General features: G+C 40.5%; 12 protein-coding genes. 10 read left to right on the top strand and 2 right to left on the bottom strand.

All coding sequences use genetic code 11. The annotated features are described in order from the left end of the window. Position 1: 1 nt before the first annotated feature. Positions 2-874, bottom strand: coding sequence for a 30S ribosomal protein S6--L-glutamate ligase (gene rimK / locus LA313_RS05580; protein WP_228913691.1), 873 nt, complete (start codon positions 872-874; stop codon positions 2-4). Next, positions 871-1296, bottom strand: a complete 426-nt coding sequence (locus LA313_RS05575; protein WP_228913690.1) for an ATP-dependent zinc protease family protein — start codon at positions 1294-1296, stop codon at positions 871-873. The genes rimK and LA313_RS05575 overlap by 4 nt, the downstream gene beginning before the upstream one ends. Before the next feature lie 255 nt (positions 1297-1551). On the opposite strand from LA313_RS05575, the gene uvrC reads away from it, so the two are divergent. The 10 genes from uvrC (at position 1552) to LA313_RS05525 (ending at position 17441) form a co-directional block, all read left to right on the top strand. Further along, positions 1552-3351 (top strand): excinuclease ABC subunit UvrC, encoded by a 1800-nt coding sequence (gene uvrC, locus LA313_RS05570; protein ID WP_228913689.1) that lies wholly within the window; start codon positions 1552-1554, stop codon positions 3349-3351. Continuing rightward, on the top strand, positions 3344-5566 hold the full coding sequence (locus tag LA313_RS05565; RefSeq protein WP_228913688.1) for a patatin-like phospholipase family protein: 2223 nt from the start codon (positions 3344-3346) through the stop codon (positions 5564-5566). Before uvrC ends, LA313_RS05565 begins: the two co-directional genes overlap by 8 nt. 112 nt (positions 5567-5678) lie before the next feature. Beyond that, a complete protein-coding gene (locus LA313_RS05560; RefSeq protein ID WP_228913687.1) occupies positions 5679-6839 on the top strand; it encodes a homogentisate 1,2-dioxygenase in 1161 nt (386 codons plus the stop codon). A gap of 89 nt (positions 6840-6928) precedes the next feature. Next, complete coding sequence (gene hppD / locus LA313_RS05555; RefSeq protein ID WP_228913686.1) at positions 6929-8065, top strand: 4-hydroxyphenylpyruvate dioxygenase; 1137 nt, start codon at positions 6929-6931, stop codon at positions 8063-8065. A gap of 297 nt (positions 8066-8362) precedes the next feature. Next, positions 8363-9136 carry a DUF3108 domain-containing protein gene (locus tag LA313_RS05550; RefSeq protein ID WP_228913685.1) on the top strand — a complete coding sequence of 258 codons (774 nt, stop codon included), beginning with the start codon at positions 8363-8365 and terminating at the stop codon, positions 9134-9136. A gap of 1 nt (position 9137) precedes the next feature. Further along, on the top strand, positions 9138-10094 hold the full coding sequence (locus tag LA313_RS05545) for a tryptophan 2,3-dioxygenase family protein (RefSeq protein WP_228913684.1): 957 nt from the start codon (positions 9138-9140) through the stop codon (positions 10092-10094). 13 nt (positions 10095-10107) lie between these two features. After that, positions 10108-11346 (top strand): peptidoglycan DD-metalloendopeptidase family protein, encoded by a 1239-nt coding sequence (locus LA313_RS05540; protein WP_228913683.1) that lies wholly within the window; start codon positions 10108-10110, stop codon positions 11344-11346. Between the two features lies 1 nt (position 11347). Next, entirely contained in the window at positions 11348-12982 is a 1635-nt protein-coding gene (gene pgi, locus LA313_RS05535) for a glucose-6-phosphate isomerase (protein WP_228913682.1), read from the top strand. A gap of 185 nt (positions 12983-13167) precedes the next feature. Then, positions 13168-15705: a TonB-dependent receptor gene (locus tag LA313_RS05530; RefSeq protein ID WP_228913681.1), complete on the top strand. Its 2538-nt coding sequence runs from the start codon at positions 13168-13170 to the stop codon at positions 15703-15705. 11 nt (positions 15706-15716) lie between these two features. After that, on the top strand, positions 15717-17441 hold the full coding sequence (locus LA313_RS05525) for a hypothetical protein (protein WP_228913680.1): 1725 nt from the start codon (positions 15717-15719) through the stop codon (positions 17439-17441). Positions 17442-17450: the final 9 nt, after the last annotated feature.

The raw sequence follows: 17450 nt of genomic DNA, 5'->3' as shown, positions 1-17450 counted from the left end.
ACTAAACGTTTCGCTCAATATAACGAATTATGGTTTTGGCGATATCTTTCCCTGTAGCCTGTTCTATTCCTTCCAGGCCAGGAGAAGAATTCACTTCCAGGATCAATGGCCCACGTGAACTCTGGAGCATGTCTACCCCGGCTACTCCCAGACCCATAGATTTTGCAGCCTTAATAGCGGCATTCTCCTCGTCATCTGTAAGTTGAATTATACTGGCAGTTCCACCGCGGTGAAGGTTGGAGCGAAATTCTCCTTCTTTCCCCTGTCTTTTCATGGCGCCTACTACGTGACCGTCTACTACAAAGGCCCTAATATCGGCACCACCGGCTTCTTTAATAAACTCCTGAACAATCACTCTTGCCTGTAGACCATTAAAAGCTTCAATAACAGACTCGGCTGCATTTTTTGTTTCAGCAAGTACAACTCCAAGGCCCTGTGTTCCTTCAAGGAGTTTTATGATCAAAGGTGCCCCGCCAACATGATCTATCACCTCACCAACATCTTTGGAATAATTGGTAAAAACAGTCTTCGGAAGACCCAAACGGGCTCGCGAAAGTACCTGCAGGCTTCGCAGTTTGTCACGGCTTCTTACAAGAGACTGAGATTCGGTCGTTGAAAATACGCCCATCATCTCAAACTGTCTTACTACCGCCGTACCGTAGAAAGTGACGGATGCCCCAATCCTGGGGATCACCGCATCGGCATCTTCAATATGCCTTCCTTTATAATAAATACTGGGATGTTTCTTTTCTATGATAAGATCACACTTAAGAGGGTCTATGATCTCTACGTCGTGATGTCTTTTTTTTGCTGCCTCAACTAGCCGTTGGGTGGAATACAGGCTACCGTTCCTGGAAAGGATCTTTATATTCATTCTTGTTTCTGCTTAAAAGAGAGATCGTAGTACTCGGTATCTACGATATATTTTCTTGTTATAAATTTACGGCCCAAAAGTACGGGAAATCTCATCTCCTGCCGGGCAGAAAGTGATAGAGAAATTTTACGTGTTTTCCCGAACAGCGTGATGGTAGTTTGAATTTGATATCGTTTCTGTACCATTCCATTGCTGCTTTTCACAAAGACGATGTCGTAATCTTTGAATCTATAGGTCCTGCCGTTATACAAGGGATGTTCCTCATCCAAAAATGTGCATTTTAGCACTCCTTTTTCTTCCACTATGTGATCGCAGTGAATGGATGAGGTATAGGCTCCGGTATCAACTTTAATCGCTATGTCTTCCAGGTGCAGATCGGGAAAATCTGCCTTGTCAAAACGGCCAATGGTGATTTTTTCCATGGGTGCAAGGTACTAAAAGCAGATTTTTAAAATCTTAACTATTTCTGAAAATATATTTTACTGAAAATGAACTTAATACCTAAATATTTCTATTGTTTATTCACAGGCTATGCCTTTAGGAAACCTTTGTTGCTTCTGAAGTTTTCGCGAAGACTTTAAAACTCAGAAAAATCAAAAATCTTCTGAAATAAATTTTAACACTTTATGGCACCGGGCATTCGGTATAGGCAAATTCTAATATTTTACCTTTGATGAATGGAGGAAAATAAGCTGGAATTACAAATAAAAACCCTGCCCGAAAATCCGGGTGTTTACCAGTATTTTGATAAGAATGGGAGGATCCTGTACGTGGGAAAGGCCAAAAACTTAAAGAAAAGGGTCACTTCGTACTTTACAAAAAACAATGACAGCCATCGCATTCGGGTTATGGTGAAGAAGATCCATGAAATAAGGCATATTGTTGTTTCTTCTGAAACCGATGCGCTTCTTCTGGAAAATAATCTCATTAAAAAGCACCAGCCGCGTTTTAACGTGATGCTGAAGGATGATAAAACCTACCCCTGGATATGTATCAAAAATGAGAGATTTCCAAGGGTTTTTGCTACCCGAAGGCTGGTCAAGGATGGTAGTGAATACTATGGGCCTTTCACCAGTTTCAAGACCATTCATACCCTCATGGATCTCATCAAAGGGATTTATCCTTTGCGCACCTGTAATTATGATCTTGCTGAAGATAAAATAAGGAATGGAAAGTATAAAGTTTGCCTTGAATATCATCTTGGGAACTGCATGGGGCCTTGTGAGGCGTATGAAACTGAAGCTGAGTATCAAAAAAAGATAGATGCAATACGTCAAATTGTAAAAGGAAACTTTAAGGAGTCCCTGCAGCAGTTTCGGCAGCAAATGAAAGATCACGCCGAAAAAATGGAATTTGAGGACGCTCAAAAGATCAAGACCAAAATTGACATTTTAGAGAACTATCAGGCGAAATCAACCGTAGTTAATCCAAAGATCAATAATGTAGATGTCTACTCTATTGTGAGCGATGAAGGTTATGGGTACGTCAACTTTCTGCAGTTATCTCACGGAGCCATTATAAGATCCCACACTATTGAGATGAAAAAGAAGCTGAGTGAAACCGATAAGGAATTGCTGGAGCTGGGTATCACCGAAATAAGGCAAAGATTTAATTCCCATACCCGTGAAATCTATGTGCCATTTAAAGTTGATGTAGGCGAGGAATTAAAGGTAACCGTGCCTAAGCTGGGAGACAAGAAGCAGATCGTGGATCTTTCCACCCGTAACGCCAAATACTTTAGACAGGAGCGGTTTAAGCAGATGAAGATCGTGGATCCCGACAGGCATGTGAATCGTATTATGGCGCAGATGAAACAGGACCTGCGTCTAAATGAAGAGCCCCGGCATATTGAATGTTTTGACAACTCCAATATACAGGGAAGTAATCCCGTAGCTGCCTGTGTGGTTTTTAAAGATGGGAAGCCAAGTAAGAAAGACTACCGGAAGTTCAATATAAAAACCGTGGAAGGACCCAATGATTTTGCTTCCATGGAGGAGGTCGTTTTTAGAAGATATCGCAGGTTACTGGAAGAAGGGGAGCCTTTGCCACAGTTGGTTATCGTGGATGGAGGAAAAGGGCAGTTGTCCTCTGGAGTAAAAGCATTGGAAACCCTTGGGTTGAGAGGAAAGATTGCCATAATCGGAATTGCAAAAAGACTTGAGGAAATTTTTTATCCCGGAGATTCCATCCCTTTATACCTGGATAAAAAAACCGAATCTCTAAAGATCATCCAGCAGTTGAGAAATGAAGCCCACAGGTTTGGAATTACTTTTCACCGTCAAAAACGCAGCAGTGTAGCACTTAATACCGAACTGGAGGAAATCCCCGGCATAGGCGAAAAAACTGTGGTAGAGCTTCTAAAGAATTTCAGGTCTTTAAAAAGAGTAAAGGAGGCATCGCTAGAAAGCTTATCTTCGGTAGTGGGAAAATCAAAAGCCACGATTATCTACCAGTATTACCATTTAAAAGATGCATAAAAAACTGCTTATATTTTTTCTTTTTCTGGGTCTCCTGCCGGTCACCGCACAGGAAAAGGAGGATCCCAAAGTAGGATTGGTATTGAGCGGGGGAGGGGCCAAAGGTCTTGCCCATATTGGGGTACTCAAGGTTCTTGAAGAAGCCGGGGTGCGGGTAGATTACATTGGTGGTACGAGCATGGGAGCAATTGTCGGCGCGCTTTATTCGGCCGGTTACTCGGCAAATCAGCTGGACAGTATTTTCAAAAGTACTAATTTTAATATCCTGCTTCAGGATGAACTGCCCCGGGGAGCTAAGACCTTTTATGAGAAGAGGGATTCAGAAAGATATGCCCTTACCCTGCCGTTTGACAATTTTGATATTGGCTTTCCTACTGCACTTTCAAGGGGGCAGAATGTATATAATCTCATGTCAAAACTCACCCTGCACCTGGAGAATGTACAGGATTTCGGGGATTTGCCCATTCCTTTTTTTGCTGTAGCCACCAACATGGAAACCGGGAAAGAGGTGCTTCTTGATAGTGGTCATCTTCCGCAGGCAATTTCGGCAAGTTCGGCCATACCCAGTTTATTTAGTCCGGTGGTGGTGGACGGTCAATTACTGGTTGACGGCGGGGTGGTGAATAATTATCCCGTTGAAGAGGTGCGGCGCAGGGGAGCTGACATTATAATTGGTGTGGATGTACAGGATACGCTTATGGAGCGGGACGAGCTGCGATCTGTCTTTGATATTCTTACCCAAATAAGCAATTTTAGAACTATTGCCGATATGCGGAGTAAGATCAAAAAGACAGATATCTACATTGATCCCGATATTAAGCCTTTCTCTGTTATGTCTTTTGAAAAAGGAAACGAGATCATTGACGCGGGTGAAGCTGCTGCCCGAATGAAAATGGTGGAGTTAAAGGAGATCGCGGCAAGGCAGGAAGTGCTGGCCCGGGAGCAGAAATACATTCCCCCAGTGGAGTCTCTTTTTATTCAAGATGTTCGCATTGAAGGAAATACTTCCTATCCCCGTGCATACATCCTGGGAAAACTTAAAATCACTTATCCAGATACTATTTTTTATAAAGATCTAAATCTAGGGATCAATAACCTCTCGGCTACCAGAAACTTTAATCGTATAAATTACCGGCTTGCACCCCAAAAAGATGGGCATGTTCTCGTGATGCACCTCGAGGAGAATCCCAGCAAAACCCTTTTAAGAATGGCATTACATTACGACAATGTTTACCATAGCGGGGTGCTTTTGAATATCACCCATAAAAGTCTCCTGGTGACCAATGATGTGAGTTCGCTCGATGTGGTTTTAGGAGATGACTTTAGGTATAACTTTAATTATTACATTGATAAAGGTTACTACTGGAGCGTAGGCTTCAGGTCGAGGTTCAACAGCTTCAGTAAAGGGGTTTCTTTTGATTTTGCCAGTGAAAATGCAGATATTGACGGTGACGGGATCAATCAACTGGAGATAGACTATGAGGATTTTACAAATCAATTCTACGTGGAGACCCTTTTCCAACAGGTGTTTTCTTTTGGAGTGGGATTGGAGCACAAACATCTAAATATTACTTCAGAAACTATTAATACATCCAATCCAGATCAACCGGAAAGGGGGGAATTCGATAACAACTCCTATTACGGGGGATTTGGGTATTTACTTTACGACAGTCGGGATTCCAAGTATTTTCCTACAAAAGGGGTGTATTTTGACAGTGATTTTCACTGGCACCTGTTGTCTTCAATAGATGATTTTACACCATTTTCGGTTGCCAAAGGATCCCTGGGTTACACTTTTTCTCCTGCCTCCAGAGTGGCGGTAAATATTTCTTCAGAAGCAGGTTTTAGGATTGGCAACAGGCAGAACAATATTTTTGATTTCTTCCTTGGCGGTTATGGCAATGATTTCATCAATAATTTCACTTCGTTGTACGGGTACGAGTTCATCAGCCTTTCGGGGGATAGTTTTATCAAGGGGCTGCTGGAGCTGGATTACCGTTTCCTGCAAAAAAACCACCTTATACTTAGTGCCAATTTTGCCAATGTGGAAAATGAACTATTTGAGGGGGGAGACTGGCTGGAATGGCCAGAATATTCGGGTTATGCGATAGGCTATGGACTGGAGACTTTCCTGGGGCCTGTTGAAGTGAAGTATTCCATCTCGCCCGAAAGGAAGGAAAGCCAGTGGTATTTTAGTCTGGGCTTTTGGTTTTAGTGGTCCTTTAACGGATTTTCCGGCAAAAATTATTGATATTTGTATTTGGTTCTTCAGTTTTTTCGACTGAAAGGGATCAATCACGAAAACGTTTTCATTAAAAGATCAACATATGCCTTTTTATCACACCCTGGGAAAAATTCCGCATAAGAGACATACCGTTTTTAAAAAGCCCGATGGCAGCTTGTATTATGAGCAGCTTTTTGGGACTATAGGTTTTGACGGGATGTATACTAACATGTACCATGAGCAGCGGCCCACCCAGGTCAAAGAGATCAAAGGGAGTTATGAGGTAAAACCAAAAGTAGCTGCCGAAAAAAATATCCAGTCCTACAGATTTAAGGGGTTTCAGGTAAAACCAGATCCGGACTACCTTAAAAGTCGAAAAGTGGTGCTTACCAACAGCGATGTGGATATTGCCCTTGCCGCACCACAAAAATCTACTACAGATTATTTTTATAAGAACTCCGATTCAGATGAATTGCTGTTCATCCATAAAGGCAGTGGGAAATTAAGAACCCATCTTGGGAATCTTGATTTTAAATATGGAGATTACTTATTGATCCCTCGCGGAACGATTTATAAACTGGATTTTGATGATGAGGTGAACAGGTTGTTCATCGTGGAGTCAAGAAGACCTATTTACACTCCAAAACGTTACCGGAATTATTTTGGTCAACTCCTTGAGCATTCTCCTTTCTGTGAAAGAGATTTAAGAAGGCCTTACGAGCTGGAAACAAATGATGAAAAAGGGGATTTTTTAATCAAGATCAAAAAGCAGGGTAAAATGTTTGACATGGTTTACGCTTCACATCCATTTGATGTTGTGGGGTATGATGGCTATAACTACCCTTATGCCTTTTCCATTCACGATTTTGAGCCTATTACAGGTCGAATCCACCAACCGCCTCCGGTACATCAAACTTTTGAAACCGATGCTTTTGTAGTGTGTTCTTTTTGTCCCAGGTTATACGATTATCACCCGGAAAGTATCCCGGCACCTTATAGCCATAGCAATATTGACAGCGATGAGGTCTTATATTATGTCGATGGAGATTTCATGAGTCGTAATGATATTGAGGCCGGTCATATTTCGCTGCACCCCGCAGGGATTCCTCATGGTCCTCACCCGGGAGCGGTAGAACGCAGTATAGGGCAAACCAAAACTGAAGAGCTGGCGGTAATGGTAGACACCTTCAAACCATTAATGGTAACCGAGGATGCAATGGAGATAGCCGACGGAGATTACTATAAATCCTGGTTAGACCATTAAAAATAAAACATTCTCAAAAATGTTATTTTTGGGAGGAATTAAATTCTAAGTTTAAAAACACGTCGCGTAGCGGCTAAAAATATTTGAATATGTCAACAGAAAACACTGCAAATTTAAAGAAGACGGTCCCACAAGCCGAAGATTTCCTGCCTATTCTGGGTACAGATTACGTGGAACTTTATGTGGGAAATGCAAAACAGGCTGCCTTTTATTATCAACAGGCATGGGGCTTCCAGCCGGTAGCTTATTCTGGATTGGAGTCTGGAAGTAAAGACAGGGTTTCTTACGTGCTGCAACAAGGGAAAATAAGACTTGTCCTTACCAGTCCTTTACAGCCGGGAGGAGAGATCAATGCCCATATAGATAAACATGGAGACGGGGTTAAGGTAGTGGCGCTGTGGGTAGAGGACGCACGTAAAAGCTACGAAGAAACGACAAAAAGAGGTGCGAAATCTTATTTCGAACCTAAAGAAGTTAGAGACGAGAATGGTCATGTCGTGCTTTCGGGTATACATACCTATGGAGAAACTGTGCACGTCTTTGTTGAAAGAAAAAATTATACGGGACCATTCATGCCGGGCTACAACGAATATAAACCCCATTTCCAGGTTAAAGATGTAGGTCTAAAATATATTGATCACATGGTTGGAAATGTAGGTTGGAATGAAATGAACAAATGGTGTGAATTCTACGCCAAAGTAATGGGCTTTGCTCAAATGGTTTCTTTCGATGATAAAGATATTTCAACCGAATACACAGCCTTAATGAGCAAGGTGATGAGTAACGGGAATGGAAGGATCAAATTTCCAATCAACGAACCTGCCGAAGGGAAAAAGAAATCCCAGATCGAAGAGTATATAGATTTCTATAATGGCGCCGGGGTACAGCATATTGCTGTGGCAACCGATAATATTATTGAAACTGTGACTGCTTTGCGGGATCGCGGAGTAGAGTTTTTATATGTGCCGGAGGCTTACTACGATGACGTGCTTGATCGCGTGGGAGAAATAGACGAAGATCTTGAACCTCTTAAGAAACTTGGGGTATTGATCGATAGGGATGACGAAGGTTACCTGTTGCAGATCTTTACAAAGCCGGTTCTTGACAGGCCAACCATGTTTTTTGAGATCATACAGAGAAAAGGAGCTCAATCTTTTGGGAAAGGAAACTTCAAAGCCCTTTTTGAAGCTATAGAAAGAGAACAAAATTTACGGGGAACATTATAATTTAATATAGACGTCATTTAAAAAGCCGATTAAAGCTTAAAAAAATATCATTTTAAAAGGAGATGCGTTAAAGTTGAAATTTTAGTTGTCTAACAACTGCTTAAGTAAGACTTTTGCACCGCAATTTTGGAGTGGTTACCAGGATTGGGAAAAAAAATTACTTTTTTTTCATAATTTAAGTTTTAGTTGGTTAATAAGATTAAAAACCCCGTCATTCATTTGACGGGGTTTTTTGTTTTGATACATTTGGAATAGAAATTGTAATTGTATCTACGATAGACTAAAAAAACCTTATAAATGAAGAAAATTGCCGCGATTATAATTTCTCTTATTGCTCTAAATGTTTCTGCCCAATCCCATCAGGCTTATGAGGCAGGGGAATGGTTTAGGTTCCGAATTCATTACGGGGTTTTCAACGCGAGTTTTGCTACCCTCGAAGTAAAAGAAACCACCCTTAGGAATCAACCTGTTTATCATGTTGTGGGAAAGGGGAAATCCACCGGGCTGCTGCACTTGTTCTTTAAGGTGGACGATAATTACGAAACCTTTATGGATAAGAAAAATGGAGCTCCGTTAAGATTTATCAGGCAAATAGATGAAGGTGGTCACACTAAAGATCTTCTTATAGATTTTGACCATGACAGTAATAATGCTCATGTTTTTAATCGTAAGCACAATAGAAGAGAGACCTATTCGGTGCCAGAGAATGTGCACGATATGCTTTCTTCTTTTTATTACCTGCGAAACAATCTGGACGTAAATGCGCTTGACCAAGGTGAGATGTTCAATATTAAAATGTTCATAGATGACGAGAGTCATGATTTCAAGTTAAAGTTCCTTGGCAGGGAGGTTGTAAAAACAAAAATGGGTAATATTGCAGCATTAAAATTTAAACCCTACGTGCTTGCAGGAAGGGTATTTGAAAGAAAGGAAAGTCTGACTATCTGGGTGAGTGATGACAAGAACAGGATCCCTTTAAAGATAAAAGCCGATCTTGCCGTGGGTTCTCTTGATGCAGATATTGATGCGTTTAAAGGTTTGAAATACCCTTTGAATATAATAATGAAATAATATGAGTGGTATACAGCCCGAGATAGCCGAAAAGGTGAAGCAGCTGGAAGAAAAATTCCGAAATTCTGGTCAGGACCTCGGCTCATATCTAGACGGTCTATTATACGACAAATACCTTACTTATTGGGACTATATCGAACTTGATACCCTCCTAAGTCTGCAAAAGCCCAAAACTCATTTCCCCGATGAGGAAATTTTTATAAGTTACCATCAAATCACAGAACTTTATTTTAAGCTGGTGCTTCATGAGCTAAAACAGCTTATTGCGACCAAAGACCTTTCTGCCGATTTTTTTACAGAAAAGCTAAATCGCATCATCAGGTATTTCAGGATTCAAACAAATTCGTTTGATGTAATGATAAGAGGGATGGAGCGGGAGCAGTTCCTTAAATTTAGAATGGCTCTGTTGCCTGCCAGTGGTTTTCAGTCTGCACAGTTTAGGATGATTGAAATCCATGCAACACCGCTTTACAATCTCGTAAATCATGCAGATCGGGAAAATTTCCGAAGCAATTTGAACCTGGACGAGGTTTATCAAAATATTTACTGGAAGAGAGGTGGCATAAGTTCAGATACTGGAGAGAAGACTTTGACTCTAAGGCAATTCGAAGAGAAGTATGATGAGGTCTTTTTACGGCTGGCACAAAATCTTGAGGGGAAAACCCTTTTTGAGCTTTATAAAGCTCTTCCGGAAGAAGAGAGAAACAATAAAAAACTTATTGAGGCGTTGCGTAATCTGGATGTTGCAGTGAATGTAAACTGGCTCCTGGTTCATATAGGAGCAGCTCAACGCTATCTTATGGTGAAGAAAAAAGCTGTTAAGGCAACGGGAGGTACAAACTGGAAGGAGTTTTTACCGCCAAGTTTTCAAAGAATTTCATTTTTTCCTGAACTTTGGAATGAAGAGGAAAAAGAGGAGTGGGGCAAACAATGGGTCGAAGAAATGATAACACAATAAAAAAATTTAAAGAGTGAAAAAGCTTAGTTACCTGCTAATGTTGATGATGGTTTTTACTGCTTGTAATGAAAGCAAAGAAAAACCTGAAATAGCCGATAACACGGTCAAAGTAAAACCAGCGCCTGTAATCCAGGAATTTGGTTTTGTATTAAATGATTATGAAGTGGTAAGGGATACCATCAGGTCTGGCGATAGCTTTGGACTTATTCTTGGCACTCATGGTGTTGATCCAAATAGAATCTTTGAGATCGTTAATAAGGTAAAGGATACTTTCAATCCGCGTAAGATTATTCTTGGGAAACCCTATACCATTCTTAAGGAAAAGGACTCTTCTAAAACTCCCAGGGTTTTTATTTACGAGAATGATGTGATAAACTATACGGTAGTTGATCTTTCAGACAGTACTTCAGTTTACACTGCTAAGAAGCCGGTGACTATTACTAAGAGAACAGTAGCAGGAGTTATTAATTCCAGCCTTACCGAAGCTATTCAGGATGAAGGCTTAAGTTATCTCATTGCCCATGAAATGAGTAATATTTACCAATGGAGTATTGACTTTTTCAGGTTGCAAAAAGGAGATCGGTTTAAACTGGTTTATAATGAACGTTATATTAATGATAGTATTTATGCCGGGATTGAGAGCATAGAAGCGTCTGTCTTCTATCATGAGGAAAAACCATATTATGCCTTTAATTTTATGGTGGATTCTCTTTCGGGCGAGCGTGATTATTACGATGAAAAAGCAAGGCCACTGCAGAGTTTCTTCTTAAAGGCCCCGCTTAATTTTACCCGTATTTCTTCCCGTTACAGTCCCAGGAGGTTCCATCCTGTGCAACAAAGATGGAAGGCTCATAAGGGTACAGATTACGCAGCTCCTCATGGTACACCTATTTGGAGCACTGCCAATGGGGTGGTCATAGCCTCTTCTTATACTGCCGGTAATGGAAATTACGTGAAGATCAAACACAACGGCACGTACACCACACAATACCTTCACATGTCAAAAAGGGCAGTGAAGCAGGGACAAAGGGTAAAACAGGGAGATATAATTGGTTATGTAGGTAGCACGGGATTGGCTACCGGACCACATGTTTGTTACCGCTTTTGGAAAAATGGCGCGCAGGTAGATCCTTTTAGGCAAAACTTACCGGCAGCCGAGCCTATAGAAGATAAATACATCCCATCCTATTTCGCTGCAATAGAACCTCTTAAAGATGAACTGGGGCGAATCCAATTTAAAGAATCAATTTAAAATGAATAACGTTAATCCCACCAAAACTCAAGCCTGGAAAAAACTGCAGGCTCATTATTCCGAAATAAAAGGTCTTAATATAAAAGAAGCTTTTCAAAAGGACCAGAACAGGGCCGATGCTTTCACCTTAAAATGGGAAGATCTTTACGTAGATTACAGCAAAAATTTAATTACTGAAGAAACCCGTGACCTTCTTACCGCTCTTGCTGAAGAAGCCGGATTAAAGCAGGCTATAAATGCCCTTTTTGAGGGGGAAGAGATCAACAGGACCGAGGGACGATCTGTTTTGCATACCGCTTTAAGAGGTAAAGAGGATGCCGAAGTCAAAGTAGACGGGGAAAACGTAATGCCCGAAGTTTTTGAAGTAAAAAATAAAATTAAAAGCTTTTGCTACTCGGTAATATCAGGGGCAAAAAAAGGATATACCGGAGAGGCATTTACAGATGTTGTCAATATAGGAATTGGAGGATCAGATCTTGGGCCGGTAATGGTTACCGAAGCTCTTGAATACTACAAAAACCACCTAAAAGTGCATTTTGTTTCCAATGTTGATGGGGACCATGTACAGGAAGTAATTAAAGATCTAAATCCCGAGACTACACTTTTTGTTATTGTTTCCAAATCTTTTTCTACCCAGGAAACACTGGCGAATTCTACAACAATAAGGAAATGGTTTACTAAAAAGGCGCCGGCCGATGCTGTGGCCAAACATTTTGTTGCTGTTTCCAGTAATGTAAAGGCGGTAGAAGAGTTCGGAATTGAAAGCGATAATATTTTCCCTATGTGGGATTGGGTTGGAGGCCGTTTCTCCCTTTGGAGCGCAGTAGGTCTTTCTATAAGTCTGTCTATAGGCTATGGCAATTTTAACTCGCTTCTTGAAGGGGCCCGCAAAATGGATGAACACTTTAAGGGAACTCCTTTTAAAGAAAATATTCCGGTGCAACTGGCACTTTTGACCGTTTGGTATAATAACTTTTTTGAAGCCGAAACTCAGGCGGTAATTCCATATACTCAGTACTTACACCGTTTTCCTGCATATTTACAACAGGCAATTATGGAGAGTAACGGGAAAGGAGTGGATCGCGATGGGAACGAAGTTAGCTACCAGACCGGAAATGTTGTTTGGGGAGAACCGGGAACTAATTCGCAGCATGCTTTTTTCCAATTGATCCACCAGGGGACAAAACTTATTCCGGCCGATTTTATTGGTTTCAGGAAATCTCTTCATAAAGAGAAAGAACATCACGACAAATTGATGGCAAACTTTTTCGCCCAGACCGAAGCTTTACTTCAGGGAAAGACTTCTGAAGAGGTAAGAAAGGAGCTTGAAGCAAAAAATCTTTCTGGAGAGCAGGTTAACAAATTGTTGCCTTTTAAGGTTTTTAAAGGGAATAATCCAACTACAACTCTACTCATCGACCAGCTTTCTCCTGAAAGTCTTGGGAAATTAGTGGCTTTGTACGAACATCAGATATTTGTACAGGGTATCATCTGGAACATATATAGTTATGATCAATGGGGAGTGGAATTAGGGAAGCAACTTGCGACTACAATTCTCACCGAAATCGAGAAAAATGACGTCGGTTCCCATGATTCTTCAACCGAGAATCTGTTAAAGTTTTATCTGCAACAGTAACAGGCATTTAGCTTTTATTAACTTTTCCAAATAACCTCCTGTTTATCAGGGGGTTATTTTGTTATGGGCCATGTTGAAAACGTCCTGGCATTTGTGAAAAACTCTTAACCTTAAGTTAAAGGATATTTTTAAAGAAAGTTGTTCTTTTGCATCAACTTTTTAAATACAAACTAACAAATTACACAATGAGGAAATTTTTAGCATTAGCGTTCTTTTTGACGTCGGCTACAATTTTTGCACAAGGAGTCGTTACCGGTACGGTGATCGATTCTGACATGGATGCACCGCTACCGGGTGCCAATGTACTGGTAGTAGGCACCGCCGTAGGGGGAATGACCGATTTCGGTGGAAAATTTAGCGTTGAAACCGATCTAACTTCAGGATTTATTGAAGTAACCTATGTAGGTTTTGAACCAAAACGCGTGCCATTTTCGGTTGAAAATGGTCAAACTGTTGATCTAGGAAGAATTCTTCTTTCTCCAGATGCAGACGCACTGGAAGAAGTGATCATTACAACTTACTCTATTGCTATTGACAGGAAAACTCCTGTGGCCGTTTCAACTATTAAGGCAGAAGCTATTGAGACAAGACTGGGAAACCAGGAATTCCCGGAAATCCTTAAATCTACGCCAGGTGTTTATGCTACTAAAGGTGGTGGAGGTTTTGGAGATTCAGAAATTCGCTTAAGAGGTTTTGAGTCTGAAAATATTGCAGTGCTTATTAATGGTATTCCTGTTAACGACATGGAAAATGGACGGGTCTACTGGAGTAACTGGGCTGGACTTTCAGACGTGACGAGATTTATGCAGGTACAGCGTGGTCTTGGTGCTTCTAAAGTTGCTGTGCCTTCTATTGGGGGTACGATCAACATTGTTACAAAATCAACAGATGCCGAAGAAGGTGGAAGTGCTTTTTATTCTTTAGGTAATGACGGATATCAGAAAGTGTCTGCCACAGTTTCAACCGGTAAAATGGATAATGGATGGGCTACAACTGTTTCTGGTGCCAGAACTGTTGGTGATGGTTATGTAGATGGAACTGAATATAGCGGTTTCTCTTACTTTATCAACATTGCTAAAGAACTAGGTGAAGACCACGAATTGTCTTTCACTGCCTTTGGAGCACAGCAGGAGCACGGTCAGCGCCAGAATGCGCTTCCTATCGAAGTATACAGAAGAAGTGAAAGCGGAACCCGTTTTAACTCAGATTGGGGTTATATGAATGGACAGGTTACTCACGTTGAGAACAACTTCTATCATAAGCCACAAATGTCTTTGAATCACTACTGGGATATCTCAGATAACGCACAACTTTCAACTTCAGTTTACGCTTCTTTCGGTTCTGGAGGAGGTGGTGGATATGGTGGTGTTAACAAATTCGGTATTGGAGATGTTAACGATCCTTCCCCATATAGATTCGGTTACCTTCAGCCTGTGAACCTTGACCTTATTGTTGAGGAGAATATGGCACTTGGTGCTTACGGTTCAGAAACTTACTTAAGAGCTTCCAGAAATAAACATGAATGGTATGGAGTTCTTTCAACTTTTTCTGCTGAGGTCCTTGAAAACGTTGAGTTTACAGGAGGAGTAGATTTTAGATATTACGAGGGAGAACACTTCACTGAAGTTACCGATCTTCTAGGAGGACGTTATGTAATTGATGATGCTAACGAGAATAATCCTCTTCATGCTGCACAAGTAGGTGATATTATTGATTATCATGATATAGGAATTGTTCTTTGGGAAGGTCTTTTTGCACAAGCTGAGTATTCTAAGGATGCGTTATCGGCTTTTGTAACAGTTGCCGGTTCAAACACTTCTTATAAGAGAGAAGATTTCTTCAACTATCTTGCAACAGATCCAGCAAGAGAAACAGATTTCCAACACTTTTTGGGATACAGTGCAAAAGGTGGTGCAAACTATAATCTTGATGATCGCCACAATGTTTTTGCGAACATTGGTTATTTTGAAAAAGCACCTTTCTCTAATGCAGTTTTCCTTAATTTTAAGAATGACGTAAACGAAGATGCTAAAAACCAGAAAATTTTTAGTGCTGAATTAGGATACGGTTACCGTACTTCAAATCTTAGAGTAGACCTGAACGTTTACCGTACAGAGTGGAATGATAAAACTTTTGTTCAAAGATTCCAGCAGCCCGATGGTACAACAGCTTCAGCAAATATCCTTGGATTAAATGCATTACACCAGGGTGTGGAACTGGAATTAAATTATCGTCCAATAGAAGGTCTAATCCTAACGGGAATGGCTTCTTTTGGAGACTGGACCTGGAAGAATGACATTACAGGAGTTGATATTTATAATGAAGAGCAGGACGTTGTAAGAACAATTAATCTATACGTGGCCGATCTTAAGGTAGGTGGGTCTGCACAAACTACTTTTGCTGCAGGTGCTGACTATGAGGTGTTTGAAGGAACAAGTCTTCGTGTAAATTGGAATTATTTTGACGATCTTTATGCTGAATTTGAGCCTGAAACCAGGAGTACAAGAGAATTAGGTCAGTCATGGGAGCTACCAGCATACGGTCTTGTGGATATGGGATTAACTCATAAGTTTGACATTGGAAATCTTGAGGCTATGCTAATGGGTAACGTTAATAACGTATTGGACACAGATTACATTTCTATTGCTCGTGGAGGAATTGATGAAGGAGTTTTCTATGGTTTTGGAAGAACTTACAATATTGGAGCAAAAATTAATTTCTAAAAAAATTGAAAATGAAAAATTCGATCTATTTACTAATGATGTTCCTTGGTCTTGCTCTTACGAGCTGTGAACCCATGGAAGACCTCCACGATGATGTGGATGATACAATTGCCAATACACCTATTATAGGGATAGAAGAATATACCCTTACAGAGGCAGATTATGAAACTCTTGAGATAGAGGACGGAGTTGTTGATAATTTAGATGATGCCGGTGCCTTAATACCTGAAATACTTGCTGAAAATTTCCCTTTCTGGGGAGAAGGTTCTCTTGCTCAGGTGACATTTGATCTTAATGCACCTATTGTTATTGAAGAATATACAGTATCTGAGGAAGGTTATGAAGCTTTGGATCTTGGAAGAAATTATTTTGTGAAGACTTCAGAGATTAAGGACTTTCTTGAATATCAATTTCAACAGGCAACACTTAATGATTATGTAGAATTAACATATAGAACAGTAGCCGTTGAGCAGTCTTATACTTTAACAGGTGATGATTTTGATCTCATAGAGGACGAATTTGAAGTTATTTATCCCGAACCTGCCGGTAGTGCGGGTCAGTACGGAAACTTTGAAAGAAGAGAAGATAGAGACGCATATTGGAATAATGACATGATCCTTGAAGCTCTCAACGTGGTGATGGAGGAGAATTTCACTGGTATTGAAGGACAGACTTATGAGGTTTCTTATAAGATATATGATGGTAGCCCAGGAGAAGAGAGCATGAATATTAAGTATAATGGTTCTAGTTATGTAACCGTTGGTGCAGCCGGAATGCCATTTGAATATGAAGACAGCAATTATGAACTTATAGGTGTGGAACTTGCTGAAGCCTACCCAGGTCCTTCAGACAATGCTGCATACTTCAAGAGTTTTGATGTAAGATCAACCAGTGATAACTTCTGGAGTGAGGAGATGATTCTTGAAGCCATGAATATCGTTCTTATGGATGAATTTCCAGATGCTACCGAAGGTGCGCATTATGATGTAACTTATAAGATATTTCCCGGTGGTTCAACTGAAGAGGTTATGTCTTCTTTCATCCTGGAAGATGGCGAGTATGTAGCCTATGAGCCGGAGGTTTCAACTGTAATGGAAACTCAGGTGTTTGGATTTGGTGATAATAGCTGGCATATGCCAATTATCCTTCCTGATGGTATCTATCAGAGTGAATTTGAACAGCAGTATGGAAACTTCGGAAACGAAGCGACAGCAGGTTTTTATATTGGAAGATGGTTAGAGCCACGTTTCCCTTATGCACAGGATGGAGATTTTGTCTCTGTGGAATATAAAATGTATTCAGGAGGCCTTGTTACCCGTTATGCAAGTTTTGTTTATAATGAGGAAGACAGAGAATGGGAATTTATTCCAACTGTAATTCCTTACACTCTTCAATTTGGTTATGAAGATACAGGATGGGTAGTTGATAATACCATAGTTCATGTTCTTACAGATTCAGATTATGAATATATAGAGTCTCAACTTATAGATACGTATCCTGGTCCTGCAGATAGTGCCGGTTACTATAAGAACTTTGACAGAAGAAAAGGTAATTCAAACCAGTGGACAGATGCAATGCTTCTTGAAGCGATGGATATACTTTTAAGTGGAAAGGTAGCGCCAAATGCAGAGGAAGGTCAAAAATATTTACTGGTTTTTGATATCTACAATGGTACAAATACTACAGAGCAACTACACCTTATCAAAACAGATGGGGAGTGGGTTCGAGTAAAATAGTAGTAGAAT

This window comes from Salinimicrobium sediminilitoris (genome assembly GCF_020866905.1).
In the GTDB taxonomy this organism is placed as follows: domain Bacteria; phylum Bacteroidota; class Bacteroidia; order Flavobacteriales; family Flavobacteriaceae; genus Salinimicrobium; species Salinimicrobium sediminilitoris.
The sequence above is the reverse complement of the archived record's forward strand: the minus strand, read 5'-3'. Positions and strand labels throughout refer to the sequence as shown.